Origin of the sequence: Mycobacterium sp. 852002-40037_SCH5390672 (assembly GCF_001665875.1) — a bacterium.
Taxonomy (GTDB): Bacteria; Actinomycetota; Actinomycetes; order Mycobacteriales; family Mycobacteriaceae; genus Mycobacterium.
In genome coordinates this window covers 1-19,200 of sequence record NZ_LZTA01000078.1, presented here as the reverse complement: position 1 = coordinate 19,200, position 19,200 = coordinate 1, and the positions used below count along the sequence as shown (strand labels likewise).

12 protein-coding genes and 1 pseudogene are annotated in these 19,200 nt (G+C 66.7%); 6 read left to right on the top strand and 7 right to left on the bottom strand.

From position 1 onward, the window contains the following. Positions 1-121 precede the first annotated feature (121 nt). The 3 genes from polA (at position 122) to coaE (ending at position 5,667) form a co-directional block, all read left to right on the top strand. A complete protein-coding gene (gene polA / locus A5782_RS13010; RefSeq protein WP_197694217.1) occupies positions 122-2,782 on the top strand; it encodes a DNA polymerase I in 2,661 nt (886 codons plus the stop codon). 215 nt (positions 2,783-2,997) lie between these two features. Beyond that, positions 2,998-4,434 carry a 30S ribosomal protein S1 gene (gene rpsA, locus A5782_RS13005; protein ID WP_067100145.1) on the top strand — a complete coding sequence of 479 codons (1,437 nt, stop codon included), beginning with the start codon at positions 2,998-3,000 and terminating at the stop codon, positions 4,432-4,434. A gap of 18 nt (positions 4,435-4,452) precedes the next feature. Then, entirely contained in the window at positions 4,453-5,667 is a 1,215-nt protein-coding gene (coaE, locus tag A5782_RS13000) for a dephospho-CoA kinase (protein WP_067100143.1), read from the top strand. A gap of 125 nt (positions 5,668-5,792) precedes the next feature. On the opposite strand, the gene A5782_RS12995 is transcribed toward coaE, so the two are convergent. The 6 genes from A5782_RS12995 to A5782_RS12970 form a co-directional block, all read right to left on the bottom strand. Continuing rightward, entirely contained in the window at positions 5,793-6,206 is a 414-nt protein-coding gene (locus tag A5782_RS12995; protein ID WP_067100140.1) for a hypothetical protein, read from the bottom strand. Between the two features lie 48 nt (positions 6,207-6,254). Beyond that, on the bottom strand, positions 6,255-7,040 hold the full coding sequence (locus A5782_RS12990) for an Fpg/Nei family DNA glycosylase (protein WP_067100137.1): 786 nt from the start codon (positions 7,038-7,040) through the stop codon (positions 6,255-6,257). Next, positions 7,033-7,923 carry a non-homologous end-joining DNA ligase gene (ligD, locus tag A5782_RS12985; protein WP_067100134.1) on the bottom strand — a complete coding sequence of 297 codons (891 nt, stop codon included), beginning with the start codon at positions 7,921-7,923 and terminating at the stop codon, positions 7,033-7,035. Before ligD (A5782_RS12985) ends, A5782_RS12990 begins: the two co-directional genes overlap by 8 nt. After that, positions 7,923-8,921: a non-homologous end-joining DNA ligase gene (gene ligD / locus A5782_RS12980; RefSeq protein ID WP_067100132.1), complete on the bottom strand. Its 999-nt coding sequence runs from the start codon at positions 8,919-8,921 to the stop codon at positions 7,923-7,925. The genes ligD (A5782_RS12985) and ligD (A5782_RS12980) overlap by 1 nt, the downstream gene beginning before the upstream one ends. Before the next feature lie 119 nt (positions 8,922-9,040). After that, the gene (locus tag A5782_RS12975; RefSeq protein ID WP_067100129.1) at positions 9,041-9,481 is read right to left on the bottom strand and encodes a DUF402 domain-containing protein; all 441 of its coding nucleotides are present in this window, start codon (positions 9,479-9,481) and stop codon (positions 9,041-9,043) included. A 96-nt stretch (positions 9,482-9,577) separates the two neighbouring features. Further along, on the bottom strand, positions 9,578-12,337 hold the full coding sequence (locus A5782_RS12970; protein ID WP_197694213.1) for an FHA domain-containing protein: 2,760 nt from the start codon (positions 12,335-12,337) through the stop codon (positions 9,578-9,580). 307 nt (positions 12,338-12,644) lie between these two features. Between A5782_RS12970 and A5782_RS12965 the strand changes: the two genes are divergently transcribed. The 3 genes from A5782_RS12965 (at position 12,645) to A5782_RS12955 (ending at position 18,586) form a co-directional block, all read left to right on the top strand. Continuing rightward, positions 12,645-14,720, top strand: a complete 2,076-nt coding sequence (locus tag A5782_RS12965) for a serine/threonine-protein kinase (protein ID WP_067100127.1) — start codon at positions 12,645-12,647, stop codon at positions 14,718-14,720. Between the two features lie 197 nt (positions 14,721-14,917). Next, the gene (gene uvrB, locus A5782_RS12960) at positions 14,918-17,077 is read left to right on the top strand and encodes an excinuclease ABC subunit UvrB (RefSeq protein WP_067100123.1); all 2,160 of its coding nucleotides are present in this window, start codon (positions 14,918-14,920) and stop codon (positions 17,075-17,077) included. 57 nt (positions 17,078-17,134) lie between these two features. Then, entirely contained in the window at positions 17,135-18,586 is a 1,452-nt protein-coding gene (locus A5782_RS12955; RefSeq protein ID WP_156623925.1) for an MFS transporter, read from the top strand. Here the strand turns inward: A5782_RS12955 and A5782_RS12950 are convergent. Beyond that, positions 18,570-19,200 (bottom strand): annotated as a pseudogene (locus A5782_RS12950) (hypothetical protein); the annotation flags it as partial. The gene A5782_RS12955 and the pseudogene A5782_RS12950 overlap by 17 nt on opposite strands.

The following is a 19,200-nucleotide window of genomic DNA, read 5'->3' as shown; positions in this document are numbered from 1 at the left end:
CAGTTCTGCTGGTGGCACGGTTGGGGCGCCTAGCTCGTCACACCGGGTGCTTAGAGTGAGACCCGTGCCCGCCACGAAAACCACCACGAAGGCCAGCGAGGAACAAACCACGCCCACGCTCATGCTGCTGGACGGCAACTCGCTGGCGTTTCGGGCGTTCTACGCGCTGCCCGCCGAGAACTTCAAAACCCGCGGCGGCCTGACCACAAACGCGGTCTACGGCTTCACCGCCATGCTGATCAACTTGCTGCGCGACGAAGCCCCGACCCATATCGCCGCGGCGTTCGACGTGTCCCGGCAGACCTTCCGCTCCGAGCGCTACCCGGAGTACAAGGCTGGCCGGTCGGCGACGCCGGACGAGTTCCGCGGCCAGATCGACATCACCAAGGAAGTCCTTGCGGCATTGGGCATCACGGTGCTCGCCGAGGCGGGGTTCGAGGCCGACGACCTCATCGCGACGCTGGCCACCCAGGCCGAACGCGAGGGCTACCGGGTGCTGGTCGTCACGGGCGACCGCGACTCGTTGCAGTTGGTCAGCGACAACGTGACGGTGCTGTATCCGCGCAAGGGTGTCAGCGAGTTGACCCGGTTCACCCCGGATGCCGTCGTGGAGAAGTACGGGCTGACGCCACGGCAGTACCCCGACTTCGCCGCCCTGCGCGGCGACCCCAGTGACAACCTGCCCGGCATTCCCGGCGTGGGGGAGAAGACCGCCTCCAAATGGATCGTCGAATACGGGTCGCTGCAGGCGCTGGTCGACAACGTCGACTCGGTGCGCGGCAAGGTGGGTGACGCGCTGCGCGAACATCTGGCCAGCGTCATCCGCAACCGCGAGCTGACCGATCTCGTCAAAGACGTGCCGCTGGCCCAGACTCCGGACACGCTGCGGCTGCAACCGTGGGATCGCGATCAGATCCACCGGCTCTTCGACGACCTGGAGTTCCGGGTGTTGCGGGACCGGTTGTTCGAAACCCTGGCCGCCGTCGAGCCCGAGGTCGACGAGGGCTTCGACGTGCGCGGCGGCGCGCTGGAGGCCGGCGAGCTGGCCGTGTGGCTGGCCGAGCACAGCTCGGGAAAGCGATTCGGACTGGCCGTCGTCGGCACCCACCTGGCCTACGACGCCGACGCCACTGCGCTGGCCATCGTCTCCGCCGACGGCGACGGCCGCTACATCGACACCGCGACGCTGGATCCCGAAGACGAGGCGGCGCTGGCGTCGTGGCTGGCCGACCCCGGTCCGCCCAAGGCGCTGCACGAAGCCAAGCTGGCGATGCACGACCTGGCCGGGCGCGGCTGGACGCTGGCCGGCGTCACCTCCGACACCGCGCTGGCGGCCTACCTGGTGCGCCCCGGGCAGCGCAGCTTCTCCCTCGACGACCTCTCGCTGCGCTACCTGCGTCGCGAGCTACGCGCCGAAAACCCCGAACAGCAACAACTTTCGCTGCTCGATGACAACCAGGGCACCGACGATCAGGCGGTGCAGACGCTGATCCTGCGCGCCGTGGCGGTGCTGGATCTGGCCGACGCGCTCGACGAGGAGTTGGCCCGCATCAACTCCACCTCGCTCTTGAGCGGCATGGAGCTGCCGGTGCAGGCCGTGCTGGCGGGAATGGAAAACGCCGGAATCGCAGTCGATTTGGACTTGCTCACCGAGCTGCAAAGCGATTTCGCCCACCTGATCCGCGACGCGGCCGAGGCGGCGTATGCGGTGATCGGCAAGCAGATCAACCTGGGTTCGCCCAAACAGTTGCAGGCGGTGCTCTTCGACGAGCTGGAGATGCCGAAGACCAAGCGCACCAAGACCGGCTACACCACCGACGCGGATGCCCTGCAGTCGCTGTTCGACAAGACCGGCCATCCGTTCCTGCAGCATCTGCTGGCCCACCGCGACGCCACCCGGCTCAAAGTCACCGTCGACGGGTTGCTGAATTCGGTGGCCTCGGACGGACGCATCCACACCACGTTCAACCAAACCATCGCTGCGACAGGCAGATTGTCGTCGACCGAGCCGAATCTGCAGAACATTCCGATCCGGACCGAGGCGGGCCGGCGGATCCGCGACGCGTTCGTGGTCGGCGATGGCTACAGCGAGCTGATGACGGCCGACTACAGCCAGATCGAGATGCGGATCATGGCGCACCTGTCCAAGGACGCGGGTCTCATCGAGGCGTTCAATACCGGCGAGGATCTGCACTCGTTCGTCGCCTCGCGGGCATTCGGCGTGCCGATCGAGGAGGTCACCGCCGAGCTGCGCCGCCGGGTCAAGGCGATGTCCTACGGGCTGGCCTACGGATTGAGCGCATACGGGTTGTCCGCCCAGCTCAAGATCTCCACCGAGGAAGCCAAAGATCAGATGGAGCAATACTTCGCCCGATTCGGCGGGGTGCGCGACTACCTGATGGACGTCGTCGACCAAGCCCGCAAGGACGGCTACACGTCGACGGTCTTCGGCCGCCGTCGCTATCTCCCCGAGCTCGACAGCAGCAACCGCCAGGTGCGCGAAGCCGCCGAGCGGGCGGCGCTCAACGCGCCCATCCAGGGCAGCGCGGCCGACATCATCAAGGTGGCGATGCTCGAGGTCGACAAGGCGATCAACGAGGCCGGGCTTTCCTCTCGGATACTGCTGCAGGTGCACGACGAGCTGCTGTTCGAGGTCGCGCCCGGTGAGCGGGAACGGCTGGAAGCGCTGGTACGCGACAAGATGGGCGGCGCCTACCCGCTCGACGTCCCGCTGGAGGTTTCGGTGGGGTACGGCCGCTCATGGGACGCCGCCGCGCACTAGCGGCCTCCGAGGGCCATATTTGCTGCTCAATCACCCGCCGGACGTGACGCCACGACGAAACATCGCCTGAAATTCCGCCGTGGCGTCACGTTCGGGCAACCGTTCGACCAGAATCGACCGTGCTGGGTTTGGCCAGCATGTGCCCAGTCGAGTAGCCTCGACAGGTAAATCCCAATTGTCCCTACGACCTAACCTGTCCGGAGCAACCCAACAACATGCCGAGTCCCGCCGTCACCTCGCCGCAAGTAGCCGTCAACGACATTGGCTCGAGCGAGGATTTTCTCGCCGCAATAGACAAAACGATCAAGTACTTCAACGATGGCGACATCGTCGAAGGCACGATCGTCAAAGTGGACCGGGACGAGGTGCTCCTCGATATCGGCTACAAGACCGAAGGGGTCATCCCCGCCCGCGAGCTCTCCATCAAGCACGATGTCGACCCCAACGAGGTCGTTTCCGTCGGTGATGAGGTCGAAGCCCTGGTTCTCACCAAGGAGGACAAAGAGGGCCGCCTGATTCTGTCCAAGAAGCGCGCGCAGTACGAGCGCGCCTGGGGCACCATCGAGGCGCTCAAGGAGAAGGACGAGGCCGTCAAGGGCACCGTCATCGAGGTGGTCAAGGGTGGCCTGATCCTCGACATCGGGTTGCGTGGCTTCCTGCCCGCCTCGCTGGTCGAGATGCGCCGGGTGCGCGATCTGCAGCCGTACATCGGCAAGGAGATCGAAGCCAAGATCATCGAGCTGGACAAGAACCGCAACAACGTGGTGCTGTCGCGGCGCGCCTGGCTTGAGCAGACCCAGTCCGAGGTGCGCAGCGAATTCCTCAACCAGCTGCAGAAGGGCGCCATCCGCAAGGGTGTCGTCTCCTCCATCGTCAACTTCGGTGCATTCGTCGACCTCGGCGGTGTGGACGGTCTGGTGCACGTTTCCGAGCTGTCCTGGAAGCACATCGACCACCCGTCCGAGGTTGTCCAGGTCGGCGACGAGGTCACCGTCGAGGTGCTCGACGTCGACATGGATCGCGAGCGGGTTTCGTTGTCGCTGAAGGCAACTCAGGAAGACCCGTGGCGCCACTTCGCCCGCACCCATGCGATCGGCCAGATCGTGCCGGGCAAGGTCACCAAGTTGGTTCCGTTCGGTGCGTTCGTGCGCGTCGAGGAGGGCATCGAGGGTCTGGTGCACATCTCCGAGCTGGCCGAGCGCCACGTCGAGGTCCCCGACCAGGTGGTCACGGTCGGCGACGACGCGATGGTCAAGGTCATCGACATCGACCTGGAGCGCCGCCGGATCTCGTTGTCGCTCAAGCAGGCCAACGAGGACTACACCGACGAGTTCGACCCGGCGAAGTACGGCATGGCCGACAGCTACGACGAGCAGGGCAACTACATCTTCCCCGAGGGCTTCGATTCCGAGACCAACGAATGGCTCGAGGGATTCGAGAAGCAGCGCACCGAGTGGGAGGCCCGCTACGCCGAGGCCGAGCGCCGACACAAGATGCACACCGCACAGATGGAGAAGTTCGCCGCCGCCGAGGCCGCCGGGCACGCCGAGCAGTCGCCGGGTAACGGTGCTCCTCCGGAGAAGGCGGGCGGATCGCTGGCCAGCGATGCCCAATTGGCCGCTCTGCGGGAGAAACTCGCCGGAAACGCGTGACGTTTTCCTGACCACGCCATGCTGCGGATCGGCTTGACCGGTGGCATCGGCGCCGGCAAGTCGGCGCTGTCCTCCACCTTCGCGCAATCCGGCGCCGTCATCGTCGACGGGGACGTCATCGCGCGTGAGGTGGTCCAGCCGGGAACCGAGGGCCTGGCCTCGCTGGTGGAGGCATTCGGGAGCGACATTCTGCTTCCGGATGGATCACTGGATCGGCCGGCGTTGGCCGCCAAGGCTTTTCGCGACGACGAGGCGCGCAAGACGCTGAACGGGATTGTCCACCCCCTGGTGGGCAATCGCCGTTCGGAGATCATCGCCTCGGTGCCCGGGGATTCCGTTGTGGTCGAGGACATTCCGCTGCTGGTGGAGTCCGGGATGGCGCCGCTGTTCCCGCTCGTGGTCATTGTGTACGCCGATGTCGAGGTACGGCTGCGGCGGCTGGTGGACCAGCGTGGCATGCCGGAGGACGATGCCCGCGCGAGGATCGCCGCGCAGGCCAGCGACGAGCAGCGCCGGGCGGTCGCCGACATCTGGCTGGACAACTCGGGCAGTCCCGAGGAGTTGGTACAGCGGGCCCACGACGTGTGGAACAACCGCATCGTGCCGTTCGCGCACAACCTGAACGCTCGCCAGATCGCCCGTGCGCCGGCCCGATTGGTGCCGCCTGACCCGAGCTGGGCCGACCAGGCGCAACGAATCCTCAACCGCCTGAAGGCCAGCTGCGGTCACCGGGCGTTGCGCGTCGATCACATCGGCTCGACGGCCGTGCCGGATTTTGCCGCCAAGGATGTCATCGACATCCAGGTCACCGTCGAATCCCTCGCCGTCGCCGACGAACTCGTCGAACCGTTGTTGGCCGCCGGTTACCCTCGCATCGAGCACGTCGCCGAAGATGTCGCCAAGAACAATGCCCGCAGTAGGGTGAACCGCTACGACCACGACGACGATCCAACTTTGTGGTCCAAGCGAATTCACGCGTCGGCGGATCCCGGTCGGCCCACCAACGTGCATATTCGGGTGGACGGCTGGCCCAACCAGCAGTTCGCTCTGCTGTTCGTGGACTGGCTGACCGCCAACCCCGACGCCCGCGCCGACTACCTGAACGTCAAGCGTGCCGCCGAAAAGAGCGGTGGCGCAGACACTGCGGCCTATGTCGAGGTCAAACAGCCGTGGTTCCTCGACGCCTACCGGCGGGCCTGGGAATGGGCAGACTCGACGGGCTGGAAGCCCTAGCCAGATGGTGGCGACCCGCTGCGCCCGGCTTCGCCGCGCTTGCGATCGCCACGAGCCAGATGGTGGCGACCCGCTGCGCCCGGCTTCGCCGCGCTTGCGATCGCCACGACCAGATGGTGGCGTGCCTACGGTAAGGGTGCGCCGCACTGCAGCGCCCCGTTCATGGGGTCGGCATTCCCCGCCACCGGTCTGACCATCTGGTCGGACTGGACGAAAACGTTGTCGTCCACGTCGATCTCGCAGTGCACGTTCGCCGAGTACGGGAAGCGCACCACGATGCGCATACCGGCCTGCTGAGGATCGGGCAACACCGTGTCGGCTTCGAAAGCGTTGCCGGGCATTGAGCTCAGCGCGGCCGTGTTCGTCTGACCGCCGTTGATGACGAATGTGGCCTGACTGCCGGTCGTGACGCCGTCGATCCTGGCGCGATAAGTGACGTTGTGCAGATCCGCCCGTGCCGTCGCAGGATTCAACGCGACGCCGGCGGCGATCACCGTCGCCGCTGCGATCGGCAGCAGCCTGCGGCCTTTGCAACTCATAGGCGCTGACATTACAACCAGCATGATCGGCGGACCAGGGGGTTTGCTCTACGGCTGGCAGTGCGGACACCACAGCGTCGTCCGGCCACCCACCCGGGCACGCTCGAGCCGGGTGCCGCAGCGTGGGCAGTGTGGGTCCGGTTCGTCACGCACCCCGGTAAGCCAGCGCGCCAGGCCCGGTACCCGGCCATGCCGCACCGCGGTGCGCAGCACCTGCGTCATCGCGCGATGCAGGCCCTTCACGTCGTCGTCCTCCAACTCCGCAACAGGCAGGGTGGGTCGTAGCCTGGCCCGCCAACAGATCTCGTCGGCCAGCAGATTACCGAGCCCGGCAATCACCGACTGGTCCATCAGCGTGGGCTTGAGCTGCCTGGCCCCCTTGCGCCGCCCGGCGATTACGTCGCGAAACTCTCGCAGGCCCATGCCCAGCGCGTCGGGTCCCTGGGGGCCCAACACGCCGGCGAGCTCGTCGTCGTCGTCGGCCAGCCAGACCCCACGCAGCTTGCGGAGGTCGGCGTAGCGCAGTTCACCTTGGTCGAGCGACACCACCAGGCGTTCATACTTTTCCGGCTCCGCGCCGGCTTTGGCGTAGTACGGGTGTCCGGTCATGCCACTGTGGATCAGCATTGTCGGACCGTCGGTCGGCAGTATCAGCCATTTGCCGTGCCGGCGCGGGGTTTCGAAGCGGTGCCCGGCCAGGCGCCGGGCGAGCGCGGCGGCGGACCTGTTGCGCAGAATTCCCGGATCGCGGACGTCTACGTGTTGAATTCGGCGGCGGGGCAGGGTTTTGGCCAGCTCGCAGCGGAACCCTTCGACGTCCGGCAGTTCAGGCACGAAGTTTCGCCAGTCGTTCGAGCGGCCCGGTCAGCGAGCGGGCGTGCCGGAACATGTCTGCCCACGGATCGCCTTGCCCCGCAATCCGTTTGGGGACATCGCGGATGCTGAACCGATCGGCCCTCAGACCGCGCGTGTCCAGTTCGTCCCACTCCAGCGGGGTGGCCACCGGCGCACCTGCGCGGGCCCGCACCGAGTAGGGCGCGACGGCGGTCTGCGCGTAGGCGTTGCGCATGACGTCCAGGTAGATGCGGCCATCGCGGTTGTCCTTGCGGACTTCCAAGGTACGGTGCGCGTCATCGTCGGCGACGACGACTTCGGCGACGTCTCGGGCGAATTGCCGCACAGTGTCGAAGTCCACCTCGGCGCGTATGGGCACCACCACATGTAGCCCCCGCGATCCGGTGGTCTGCACGTAGCGGGCCAGTCCTAGGTCATCGAGCACGTCGGCGATCGTGCGTGCGGTCGCGCGCACCACCGCGAAATCGGCGTCGGACGGATCGAGATCGAAGACCAACCGGTCGGGATTGTGCAAGTTGCCTTGCCGCGACTGCCACACATGCAGGGTTATGCAGTTCTGGTTGGCCAACCAGCGCAGCGCTTGGGGACGTTCGGCCAGCGGATGCACCAGGGTGCCGCCTTCCTTGCCGACCTCCACCCCGCTCATCCAGGCTGGCAGTGTATCAGCGAAATCTTGCTGCACAAAACCTTTTTCGCCGATGCCTCGCGGGAACCGTTGCACGGTGAGCGCGCGGCCCTTCAGGTGCGGCAGCATGGTGTCGGCCACCTCGCCGTAGTAGTCGACCAGGTCAAGCTTGGTGATTCCGTTCTTTCCGAACATGACCCGATCCGGGTGGGTGATCTCGACCTCGATGCGCGGCATCAGCGCGTCTCCCGTACCACGTCTGCGGCGTCCTTATCGGTGCGCAGGCCCTGGTAGCGCGGATGGCGTAGTTTGCCGTCGCGGGTCCACTCGGTAAACCCGACCTGGGCCACCAGCTCCGGGCGCACCCAGCGAGCACCGTTCTCGCGCACCAACCCTCGGGTGAACGACGGTGCGTCCTGTTCAATGGGCGAGAGCCGCTCGTGCAGGCTGCGCAGCGTTGCCTCATCGAAGCCGGTGCCGACCTTGCCGGCGTAGACGAGGTCGTGGCCGTCGTGGTAGCCGAGCAGCAATGCGCCCAACTCGATTCGGCTCCCCTTCGGGCGGGTGTAGCCGCCGACGACGAACTCCTGGTCGCGGACACATTTGAACTTCAGCCAATTTTGTGACCGGCCGCCCTCGTAGGTGGAGTCGGTCAGCTTGGCGATCACTCCTTCGTCGCCGCGCTTGCATGCGGCGTGGTAGGCGGCGAGGCCGTCACCAACGCGATGCGCGGTGTTGCGCAATGGGTCATCGAAGTTGATCACATCGCGTAGTAGTCGCTTGCGCCACCGCAACGGCAGCCCGGTGGTATCCCTGCCGCCCAGGTGCAGCAGATCGAAAATGTAGTAGTAGACCCGGATTGGCGAGGCCCGGGCCACCTCGGGGTCGGTGATGCCCAGCCGCCCCTGTAGTCGCGCGAAGCTGGTGCGGCGTCCCTTGAACGCGACGACCTCACCGTCAACTACGAATCGGGTGGTGTGCTGGGCCGCGAGCGCATCGACCAGCTCCGGATAGGTTCTGTTGAGCGGCTTACGATTTCGTGATAGTAGACGGACTCGGTCGCCGTCGCGGAACGCCAGGCAACGCATGCCGTCGAATTTGCGTTCGAAAATCCAATGCGGGTCACAGAACCGCTCGTCGGTAAGGCTGGCCAGTGTGGGGGCTCGCCAGTCAGGTACCGGTTCGGCGTTCAGCGCTTCGCGCATCGCATTGGGCAGATCATCGAACTCGGTCATGACGAGTCGTCCCTCAAACGTCGCGAATTCCGGGGCTGGCCCGGGGCGCGGCGTGGCGTGTGATGCTGGACGACAAAAGGCATGTCAACGGCATACCCACCGTCGGATCGCGAAAACCGCTACCGCCCGCGCCACGTCAGCGCCATGCCGTGGTGTGCCAGCCACCGCGACAGGTCATAGCCGTTGCGGGCCAACCCATCGACGGCGGCCACGGCGCGTCGCACCGCCTGCTCGGCGACCTCGGGAGTCAGCAGTCCGTGGCGGACGGCATCCAGCAGCTCATCGATATCGGTGAGCTCCGCTCCGGCGCCGGTACGGACCTCGATGTCCAGGTAGTGGTCTTCGGAATGCCACACGGTGGCACCGGGAAGGTATTCACCCACATCCAGGTAGTAGTCGTGGTCGCGCTCATGTCCCGGATTGAAGTGAAACACCGTGGCGCGCAGTCCCAACGACGGCAGTAGCCACGATTCGAGGTAATGGAACTGGGCTCGACCGGGAGTGGGGCGGGCGACGTAGAGGCCCCACGGGTGCACCGCGTACTCGTCGACGGTCCGCACGATGCCCTTGGGATCGGTGTTCGTGCGGGCCGGCAGGTCGAACGTCTCGTGCTTCGGCGGGTGAATGGTGTCACCCTACCGCCACTGGGTTAATCCTTACCGGCGCAACCGGATCTTCCATCGCACGAAGCCGGCGTAGAAGAGCGACAAGACGGCCAGCATGCCCACGTCGAGCAGCCAGATGTTCGGCGTGTGTTGCCAGAACCGATCCTGCGACAGCAGCGAATCGGGAACCAGGTGGCGCAGATCCACCGTGGACGAGGCCGCGGCGTAGCCCCAGCGTGCCGGCATCGCCCACGACAACTGGTTCAAACCTAGCCGGCCGGTCACCGGGACCATCCCGCCGCACAGCACCAGCTGCGCCATCACCGTCACCACGAACAGCGGCATGATCTGCTCGCTGGAGCGAACGAGCGACGAAATCGCCAGGCCCAGAATGGCGGAGGCGACACACGTCGCCGCCACGGTGGCGAACAGTTCGGAGGCGGCCCCGACAGTCGAGTGGCCGAACACAACCGCGCCGCGCGTCGGGGTGCCCTTGCCTATCACCACGATCGCCGTGACGATCGCGGATTGCAGTATCGCGAACCCGCAGAACACCGCGCTCTTGGCGAGCAGGTAGGCGGTGGTCGACAAACCCACCGCTTGCTCACGCTGGAAGATGGCGCGCTCGCCGACCAAGTCGCGAATTGTCAAGGCGGTGCCCATGAATGCCGCGGCCGGCATCAACAGGGCCAGTATCTGTGCGGCTTCGTCGGGTGTCCCCGCGTTGGGCGCGGGAACATGAAATCCGCTGTTGCCCGGGACGGTCAACGACAGCGAACCCAAAATGAACGGCAGCAGCGCCAGAAAGACGAAGTAGGCGCGGTCGGCGATCACCAGGCGGACCTGCCGTCGGGCGATCGTCGAGACCTGGCGCCGCACGCTGGTGTGAACCGGTTCACCGAGGCTGCTCGGCTCGTCGGTCTTGTCCGGCAGGTACTTCTGGGGCCGCTTCTGGGCCTCGTTCTGTTCCAGGAACCGGCGGTTGGCTTCCTCGGGGTCGGCACCGACCTGAGTGAAGATCTTCGCCCAGTTGGTGGTGCCCATCGCCCCGCCGATCTGGTCGGGCGCGCCGCAGTAGGCCGTCTTGCCGCCGGGGGCCATGAGCAACACCTGGTCGCACACGTCCAGGTAGGACAGCGAGTGCGTCACCACCAGCACCACACGACCGGCATCGGCCAACTGGCGCAACATCGTCATGACCTGCAAATCCAGCGCGGGGTCCAGACCCGAGGTCGGCTCGTCGAGGATCAGCAGGGACGGCCCGGTCAGCAGCTCGAGTGCCACCGAGGCGCGTTTGCGCTGTCCGCCGGACAGCTTCTCGACGCGGGTGTCGGCGTGCTTGGTCAGGTCGAGTTCCTCGAGCACCTGGGCGACGACCTTGGCGCGGTCGGCTTTGCTGGTGTCGGGCGGCAGCCGCAGCTCGGCGGCGTAACCCAGCGCCTGGTTGATGGTCAGCTGACGATGCACCACGTCGTCTTGCGGGACGATGCCGATCCTGCTGCGCAGCGACGCGTACTCGGCGTGAATGTTGTGGCCCTCGAACGTCACTGAGCCGGAGGTCGGGGTGGTGTAGCCGGCGATGAGCCGGGCCAGGGTGCTCTTTCCGGCGCCCGAACCGCCGATTACGGCGGTCAGCGTTCCGGGTCGCGCGGTCAGCGAGATGTCGTCCAGCAATTGCTTGCCGTTGTCGACGACGTACTTGACGTTGCGCACCTCGAGACCGCCGCTGCGGGTGGCGGCGTCCCCCTGTTCGGTCAGAGTGCCGTCGCGGAACACCAGGTCGACGTTGCCGATGGTGACGATGTCGTTCTCGGACAGGATGGCCGATCCGACTCGGGTGCCGTTGACGAACGTTCCGTTGACGCTGTTGTCCCGGATCTCGGTGCCCAGCTGGGTGGGCACCAGGGTGGCGTGCTGGCGTGACGCCAAGACATCGGAGACGACGATGTCGTTCTCGGCGGCGCGGCCGATCGTCATGGCGCCGACGGTGCCCGCGGCCGACGACGCGCGCGGCGAGAGCAATTTCACAAAACGCGTCGCCAGGTTCGACACGTCTGCCGTCTTGGCGTTGATCACCGTGAATTCCGCTGCGGGCGTGGGCGATGGCTGGGGCGGTGCCCCTGTTCCGCTCGCGTCGGGCGGCGTGACCTGCAACCTTGCCGGCGAGCCGGGGTCGATGACGGTCAGCTCCTCGGGTGGTGTGCCTCGTGGCGCCGGTGGTGGTGGCACGCGGGGCGGTGGCGGTTCACGAGGCGGCACCGCCGGCTGCCGCGGCGGTGCGCTCGGCGGTCTCGGCGGCTGCCGGGGTGGCACGGGGCGCGACGGCGCAGCCTGCGCACCGCCGCGGGCCGGGCCCCTGTTCTGGCTGGGGGGCCGGCCCTGCGGGGGGCGCGGCGGGTGCGTCGGATTCGTTTGCTCAGCAAGCGCAGACCACGCCAGGGTCGGCGGCCCGGAATCGTGGCTTGGCCGGGTCCGGGGCGGATGGCCCGCGTGGCCCTGCTGGGGTCCGATCGCAAAGGTCAAACGGGGGCCCTGGGGGTTTCCGATGTGAATGCTCTGGCCGTCGTGGATATCGACCACCGGCATCCGATAGCCGTTGAGGTAAGTCCCGTTCAGCGAGCCGTTGTCGATTGCCAGCCAGCGACCCTGGTCGAACCGCAGGATCAGATGCGCGCGCGAGATCCGCGGATCGGCGATGCGCACATCGGCCTGCACGTCGCGTCCGACGACCACCTCCTGGCCCGCGGCGAAGGATCGTTGGGACCCGTCATGCCGAATTGTCAGGATGGGCGGGGCGGGTCGGGTCACCACTCAAGTATCGGCCAGCCTCGCCAATGCGCTCTATTGGAGCCACCTGTGACTTCCCTTTGTTTCAATTCGGCCACTCATAGCGCTTTCATAACCTGCTGAGACGAATCGCCAACTGGCGTGCGGCATTATTCGAACGGGAGGGGTGCAATCAGGGTTGTGTCCGCGTGCGCCGAGCACAGTGTTGTGCCGGCGGGCGGCGAGACGGAGCAGAGGGCCCAATCGCGATGCGCATGCCCATGGTGCTGCGATCCGCATCACGTTGCGGCGACACCTGGGCGGTGCCGGGAACCGAGGGGGCAGGGCATTGATGGACGAGCACAAAGGAACTACTCGGCGCATCGGCACCGGGCGACGGCTGCTGAGCAACCCGCGACAAGCCGGTGAGGCGTTGCGCGCGGGGTTTCACTCGTTGCCCGCCATGCCAATCGGGCAGCTGTTCCGCCGGATACCACCGGTCGATTCGGCCCCGAGCGTGGAACCCGCCGTTGCGCAACGACCCAATGAGTCCAGTGGATCGCGTCTCGCAGTGGGCAACGGCGCATCGTTCGCCGGCTACACGATTTTGCGGCAGCTGGGCGCCGGCGGCATGGCCGAGGTTTATCTGGCTCTGCATCCCCGGCTGCCCCGCCGCGACGTGATCAAGGTTCTCGCCGAGGCTGTGACCGCCGACCCCGAGTTTCGCGAAAGGTTCAACCGGGAGGCCGATCTCGCGGCGACGCTGTGGCATCCGCACATCGTGGGCGTGCACGACCGGGGCGAATTCAACGGACATCTGTGGATCTCGATGGACTATGTTGAGGGCACCGATGCCTCGCGGCTGGTCAAAGAGAGCTACGCCGAGGGAATGCCGATCCACGAGGTGTGCGCCATCGTGCAAGCAGTGGCGGGTGCGCTCGACTACGCCCACGACCGTGGCCTGCTGCACCGCGACGTCAAGCCCGCCAACATCCTGCTCACCCATCCCGAAGAGGGGGAGCGTCGAATCCTGTTGGCGGACTTTGGTGTCGCGCGTCACCTGGGTGATATCAGCGGGATCACCGAAACCAACGTCGCGGTCGGAACGGTGGCGTACGCGGCGCCCGAGCAATTGACCGGTTCCCCCATCGACGGGCGGGCCGACCAATACGCTTTGGCCGCAACGGCTTTCCACCTTCTCACCGGGGCTCCGCCCTTTCAGCACTCCAACCCGATCGCGGTGATCAGCCAGCACCTGCACGAGGACCCGCCTCGGCTCAGCGATTTCCGCCCGGATCTGGCAGAACTCGACGAGGTGTTTTTTCAGGCCCTTTCCAAACGGCCCGAGGACAGGTTCGAGCGGTGCCGGGCGTTCGCCTCGGCCGTCAGCGAATCGTTCGGCGATGCCTCCGAAGTCGGGCACGGCGCCCGGCCGCGGGCGGTCGTATCTACGCCGCATCGCCGGCGTGGACCCGGCGGCGTCATTGCTGGCCTGAGTCACCGGTTTTCGTCCAAAACCCGGTGGGCGACCGCGCTGGTATGTGCGGTGCTCATCGCGGTCGCGGCGACGTGGTCGCTCCTCTACTCCTTCCAGCCCGACACGCCCCCGGCCAACCCCGCGCTCGCGTCGAAACCATCCGTGCCGGCCGCCAGTGCCGCGCCCACCGCGGGCGGACCGGTGCTCAACGGCACCTACAAGCTGGACTACGACCAGACCAAGCGCACCACCAACGGCATCTCGATCCGGCACGACGGCGCCGCCACCAGCTGGTGGGCGTTCCGGTCGGTGTGCACCACCAATGGATGTGCCGCCACCGGGACCGAGCTGGACGATGCCACCCACCAGGTGGCCAACACCACCGATGGCGGACAGACCGACACCCTGCGCTTCGTGGGTGGCTACTGGCAGGGTGCGCCCGTGCAGCAGCGGGTGGGCTGTACTCAGTCCAATGGTCAGGTCAGGGCCACCCAGCAGGAAACCATCGCCTGGTCGCTAGCGCCGCAGGCCGACGGCACGCTGCGCGGCACGTTGACCGAGACCGTACTCAGCAACGAGTGCGGCGCTCAGGGAGCGGTGGTGCGAGTGCCGGTGGTGGCCACCCGGACCGGCGATGCGCCCGCGAAGGTGGCGTTGGGCGACCCGATCCAGGCCATCAACACCTCGACCACGGCGTCGGCCCCGGCGCCGCCCGTGCTCGGCGGGCTGTGCAGCGACGTCGGCAAGGTCGCCTACGACCCGACCAACAACGAGCAAATCGTCTGCGAGGGCAGCAGCTGGGCCAAAGCGCCGATCACGATGGGCGTGCACGCCGCCGGCGGCTCATGCGACCGGCCGGGCACCTCGGTGTTCGCCATGACCACCTCCAGCGACGGTTATCTGCTGCAATGCGATCCGGTCACCCGGACGTGGACGCGTCCTGCGGGATAGTTGGCGGTTTCGCGGGGCGGTCTGCCTCTGGGTACCAATAGGTGAGTTTCAAAGGCGCTAGCGCATCCGCTAGCGCCTTTGGGAAAAGCGTTGTCCTTCAGGACAGGTACGCACGTGACGGATGTGGCTGGGCGCGGCGCCGACCTGGTAAGACGAGCTCCGCGACACTTGTCGGTGATCGGTTCTACCCTGGTGGCATGGCATTCGCCACGGAACATCCCGTAGTAGCGCATTCGGAGTATCGCGCTGTCGACGACGTCGTGCGCGTCGGCGGCGACTTCGAGGTGGTCAGCCCGCACAATCCCGCCGGGGACCAGCCGGCTGCCATCGAGGAGCTGGAACGCCGGATCAGGGCGGGCGAGCGCGACGTGGTGCTGCTCGGCGCCACCGGTACCGGGAAGTCGGCTACCACCGCCTGGCTCATCGAGCGGCTGCAGCGGCCCACCCTGGTCATGGCGCCCAACAAGACGCTGGCCGCTCAGCTGGCCAATGAGTTGCGAGAGATGTTGCCGCACAACGCGGTTGAATACTTCGTCTCCTACTACGACTACTACCAGCCCGAGGCGTACATCGCGCAGACCGACACCTACATCGAGAAGGACAGCTCGATCAACGACGACGTGGAGCGGCTACGGCACGCCGCGACCTCCTCGCTGCTGTCGAGGCGCGACGTGGTCGTGGTGGCTTCGGTGTCGTGCATCTACGGCCTGGGCACTCCGCAGTCGTACCTGGACCGCTCGGTTGAGTTGCGGGTCGGCGCCGACGTGCCCCGCGACGGCCTGTTGCGGCTGCTGGTCGACGTCCAGTACACCCGCAACGACCTGTCATTCACCCGCGGCTCGTTCCGGGTGCGCGGCGACACGGTGGAGATCATCCCGTCCTACGAAGAGCTGGCGGTGCGCATCGAGTTCTTCGGCGACGAGATCGAGGCGCTGTACTACCTGCACCCGTTGACGGGCGACGTCATCCGCCAGGTCGACTCGCTGCGGATCTTCCCGGCCACCCACTACGTGGCCGGCCCCGAGCGGATGGCCCACGCGATCTCGACGATCGAAGCGGAGTTGGCGGAGCGGCTGGCCGAGCTGGAGGGCCAGGGCAAGCTGCTCGAGGCGCAGCGGTTGCGGATGCGCACCAACTACGACATCGAGATGATGCGCCAGGTCGGATTCTGCTCGGGCATCGAGAACTACTCACGGCACATCGACGGCCGGGGCCCGGGATCGCCGCCGGCGACCCTGCTGGACTACTTCCCGGAGGACTTCCTGCTGGTCATCGACGAATCACACGTCACCGTCCCGCAGATCGGCGGCATGTACGAGGGCGACATGTCGCGCAAACGCAACCTGGTCGAATTCGGATTCCGGCTGCCGTCGGCGTGCGATAACCGCCCGCTGACCTGGGAGGAGTTCGCCGACCGGATCGGGCAGACGGTGTATCTGTCGGCCACCCCGGGCCCCTACGAACTGAGCCAGTCCGGTGGCGAGTTCGTCGAGCAGGTGATCCGGCCCACCGGCCTGGTGGACCCCAAAGTGGTCGTCAAGCCGACCAAGGGGCAGATCGACGACCTGATCGGCGAAATCCGGAAGCGCACCGAGGCCGATCAGCGGGTGCTGGTCACGACGCTGACCAAGAAGATGGCCGAAGACCTGACCGACTACCTGCTCGAGATGGGCATCCGGGTGCGGTACCTGCACTCGGAGGTCGACACGTTGCGCCGCGTGGAACTGCTGCGCCAGCTGCGGCTGGGCGAGTACGACGTGCTGGTCGGCATCAACTTGCTGCGTGAGGGCCTGGACCTGCCCGAAGTGTCGCTCGTCGCGATCCTCGACGCCGACAAAGAGGGCTTCCTGCGCTCGTCGCGCAGCCTGATCCAAACCATCGGCCGCGCCGCCCGCAACGTCTCCGGCGAAGTGCACATGTACGCCGACAAGATCACCGATTCGATGAAAGAGGCCATCGACGAGACCGAACGGCGCCGGGCCAAGCAGGTCGCGTACAACGAGGCCCACGGCATCGACCCGCAGCCGCTGCGCAAGAAGATCGCCGACATCCTCGACCAGGTCTACCGCGAGGCAGACGACAGCGAGACGGTGGAGATCGGCGGATCAGGGCGCAATGCGTCCCGTGGCCGGCGCGCCCAGGGCGAGCCGGGCCGCGCGGTCAGCGCTGGCGTGTTCGAGGGCCGAGATACGACCAGCATGCCGCGCGCCGAACTGGCCGACCTGATCAAGGACCTCACCGCGCAGATGATGGCCGCGGCTCGTGACCTGCAGTTCGAGCTCGCGGCCCGGTTCCGTGACGAGATCGCCGACCTGAAAAAGGAACTGCGTGGGATGGACGCCGCTGGGCTGAAATGAGTTTGCTGGCAACCGATCTCCGGCTCTTGTCGCCGCGCGACCCCATACGGTAGAGGAGTGACCGACGCGGCGACTATCACCGGCGGCTGGCGTGAGCTGCTGGGCGCGAGGTATCTGAGAACTTCCATCCTGCTGGCCGGCGGCGTAGCCCTTTACGCCACCAATGAGTTCCTGACCACCAGCTTATTGCCCAACACCATCGCAGAAATCGGCGGCAGCCGGCTCTACGCGTGGGTGACGACCCTGTATCTCGTGGGGTCGGTGGTCGCGGCGACGATGGTCAATCCGATGCTGCTGCGCATCGGGGCGCGCGCGTCATATCTGCTGGGGCTGGCCGTGTTCGGCATCGCCAGCCTGGTTTGCGCGGCCGCGCCCACCATGCATGTGTTGATTGCTGGGCGGGCTATGCAGGGGATCGCCGGGGGCTTGCTGGCCGGCCTAGGCTACGCGGTCATCAACTCCGCGCTGCCGCGCTGGTTGTGGACGCGCGGTTCGGCGCTGGTGTCGGCGATGTGGGGAGTCGCGACCGTCGTCGGGCCGACGACGGGCGGCCTGTTCGCGCAGTTCGGGATTTGGCGATGGGCTTTCGTCGCGATGGCGATTCTGACCGTGCTGATGGCCCTGCTGGTACCGGTCGCGCTCGCCCGCGTCAACCCGACGCCCGGCCTCTCGAGGATGAAAGTGCCGGTGTGGTCGCTGCTGATCATCGGAGTGGCCGCACTGGCCGTCAGCGTCGCGCAGATTCCACACAACACCGTCGCGACGTTTGGCCTGCTCGCCGCCGGCATCGTCCTGGTCGGTGTGTTCGTGATCGTCGACTGGCGCATGCACGCGGCCATCTTGCCGCCCAGCGTGTTCTCTCCCGGACCCCTGAAGTGGATCTACCTCACCATGGGCGTGCTGATGGGCGCCGCGATGGTGAACACCTACGTGCCGCTGTTCGGACAGCGATTGGCCCATCTGACGCCGATCGCAGCCGGATTCCTGGGAGCGGCGCTCGCCCTCGGCTGGACGGTCAGCGAGATCGTCAGCGCCTCCCTGGAGAACCCGCGGACGATCGGGTGGGTGGTCATGGTGGCGCCGATGGTGGCCGCGTCAGGCCTGGCGCTGGGTGCCGTCGCCCGGCGCGGTGACGGGTCGGCCGGGACCGCCTCGTTGTGGGCGGTGGCCCTGCTGGTGGCCGGCATCGGGATCGGGATGGCCTGGCCGCACCTGTCGGCCCGCGCGATGGCATCCGTCGCCGACCCGGCCGAAGGCGGCGCCGCCTCCGCGGCGATCAACACCGTCCAGCTGACCTCCGCGGCGATCGGCGCCGGATTGGCGGGCGTCGTCGTCAACACCGCCACCGGGGGCGAGGAAATGGCGGCACACCTGCTGTTCACGGTGTTCACCGCATTGAGCGCGGCGGGCGTGGCGGTGTCGTACGCCGCCACTCGCGCGCCACCCGCCAAGCCCAGCCGGTCGCCACCGGGGGCTGAGATCACGTCGGCGCTCACCGCGTGGACCTGACGACCTGCGAGTAGTGGAATTGCCACCGTTCGACAATGTGGAAGCCGAGGTAACCCGGGAACCGGTACGCCGGGGCGCGCCCGAATGCACTTCCGGGCGGTAGCGATGGACCGGATTGGTGGTCGGGCAGTGAGTTGTCTTTATTGGTAATGGTCCAGATCGCCCCGCATTTGTTGATTTTGGCCGTCGTCAGCCATACCGCGACGTGCCCGTCCCATAGCGATCCGACCTTCGGGCCGTATGCACCGCGTTCGACATCGATCAACGACCGGAAGGCCGCCGGTCGGGTGGCCAGTAGCGCACGAATCGGCCCGGGCTTCCACGGCACGGTGTTGTCCACCATCAGGCAATCGCCGGGGGCGGCGTGCGAGCTGATCAGATCGGCGACCTGGCTGTAGTCCCAACCCTCCTTGGCGTACGGCCACCGTTGCACGAACAGGTAATTCGGCACCGCCGCGATGGCGAACAGCAGCACCACCCCGGCGATGGGCCAGGGTCGGCGGGCGAGGGTGACGATGCAGACGGCCAGGACGACGGCCATCGCCGGTGCGGTGAAGATCAAGTAGCGCGGATAGTAGATCGGCTCGCTGATGGCCGAATAGACGACGACCAGG

Coding starts and splice junctions, on each gene's coding strand:
- ligD (WP_067100134.1), bottom strand. CDS start 7,923: ATGCCGCGCATCGAGGTCGAGATCACCCACCCGGATCGGGTCATGTTC.
- rpsA (WP_067100145.1), top strand. CDS start 2,998: ATGCCGAGTCCCGCCGTCACCTCGCCGCAAGTAGCCGTCAACGACATT.
- uvrB (WP_067100123.1), top strand. CDS start 14,918: ATGGCATTCGCCACGGAACATCCCGTAGTAGCGCATTCGGAGTATCGC.
- polA (WP_197694217.1), top strand. CDS start 122: ATGCTGCTGGACGGCAACTCGCTGGCGTTTCGGGCGTTCTACGCGCTG.
- A5782_RS12965 (WP_067100127.1), top strand. CDS start 12,645: ATGGACGAGCACAAAGGAACTACTCGGCGCATCGGCACCGGGCGACGG.
- A5782_RS12995 (WP_067100140.1), bottom strand. CDS start 6,206: ATGAGTTGCAAAGGCCGCAGGCTGCTGCCGATCGCAGCGGCGACGGTG.
- ligD (WP_067100132.1), bottom strand. CDS start 8,921: ATGACCGAGTTCGATGATCTGCCCAATGCGATGCGCGAAGCGCTGAAC.
- coaE (WP_067100143.1), top strand. CDS start 4,453: ATGCTGCGGATCGGCTTGACCGGTGGCATCGGCGCCGGCAAGTCGGCG.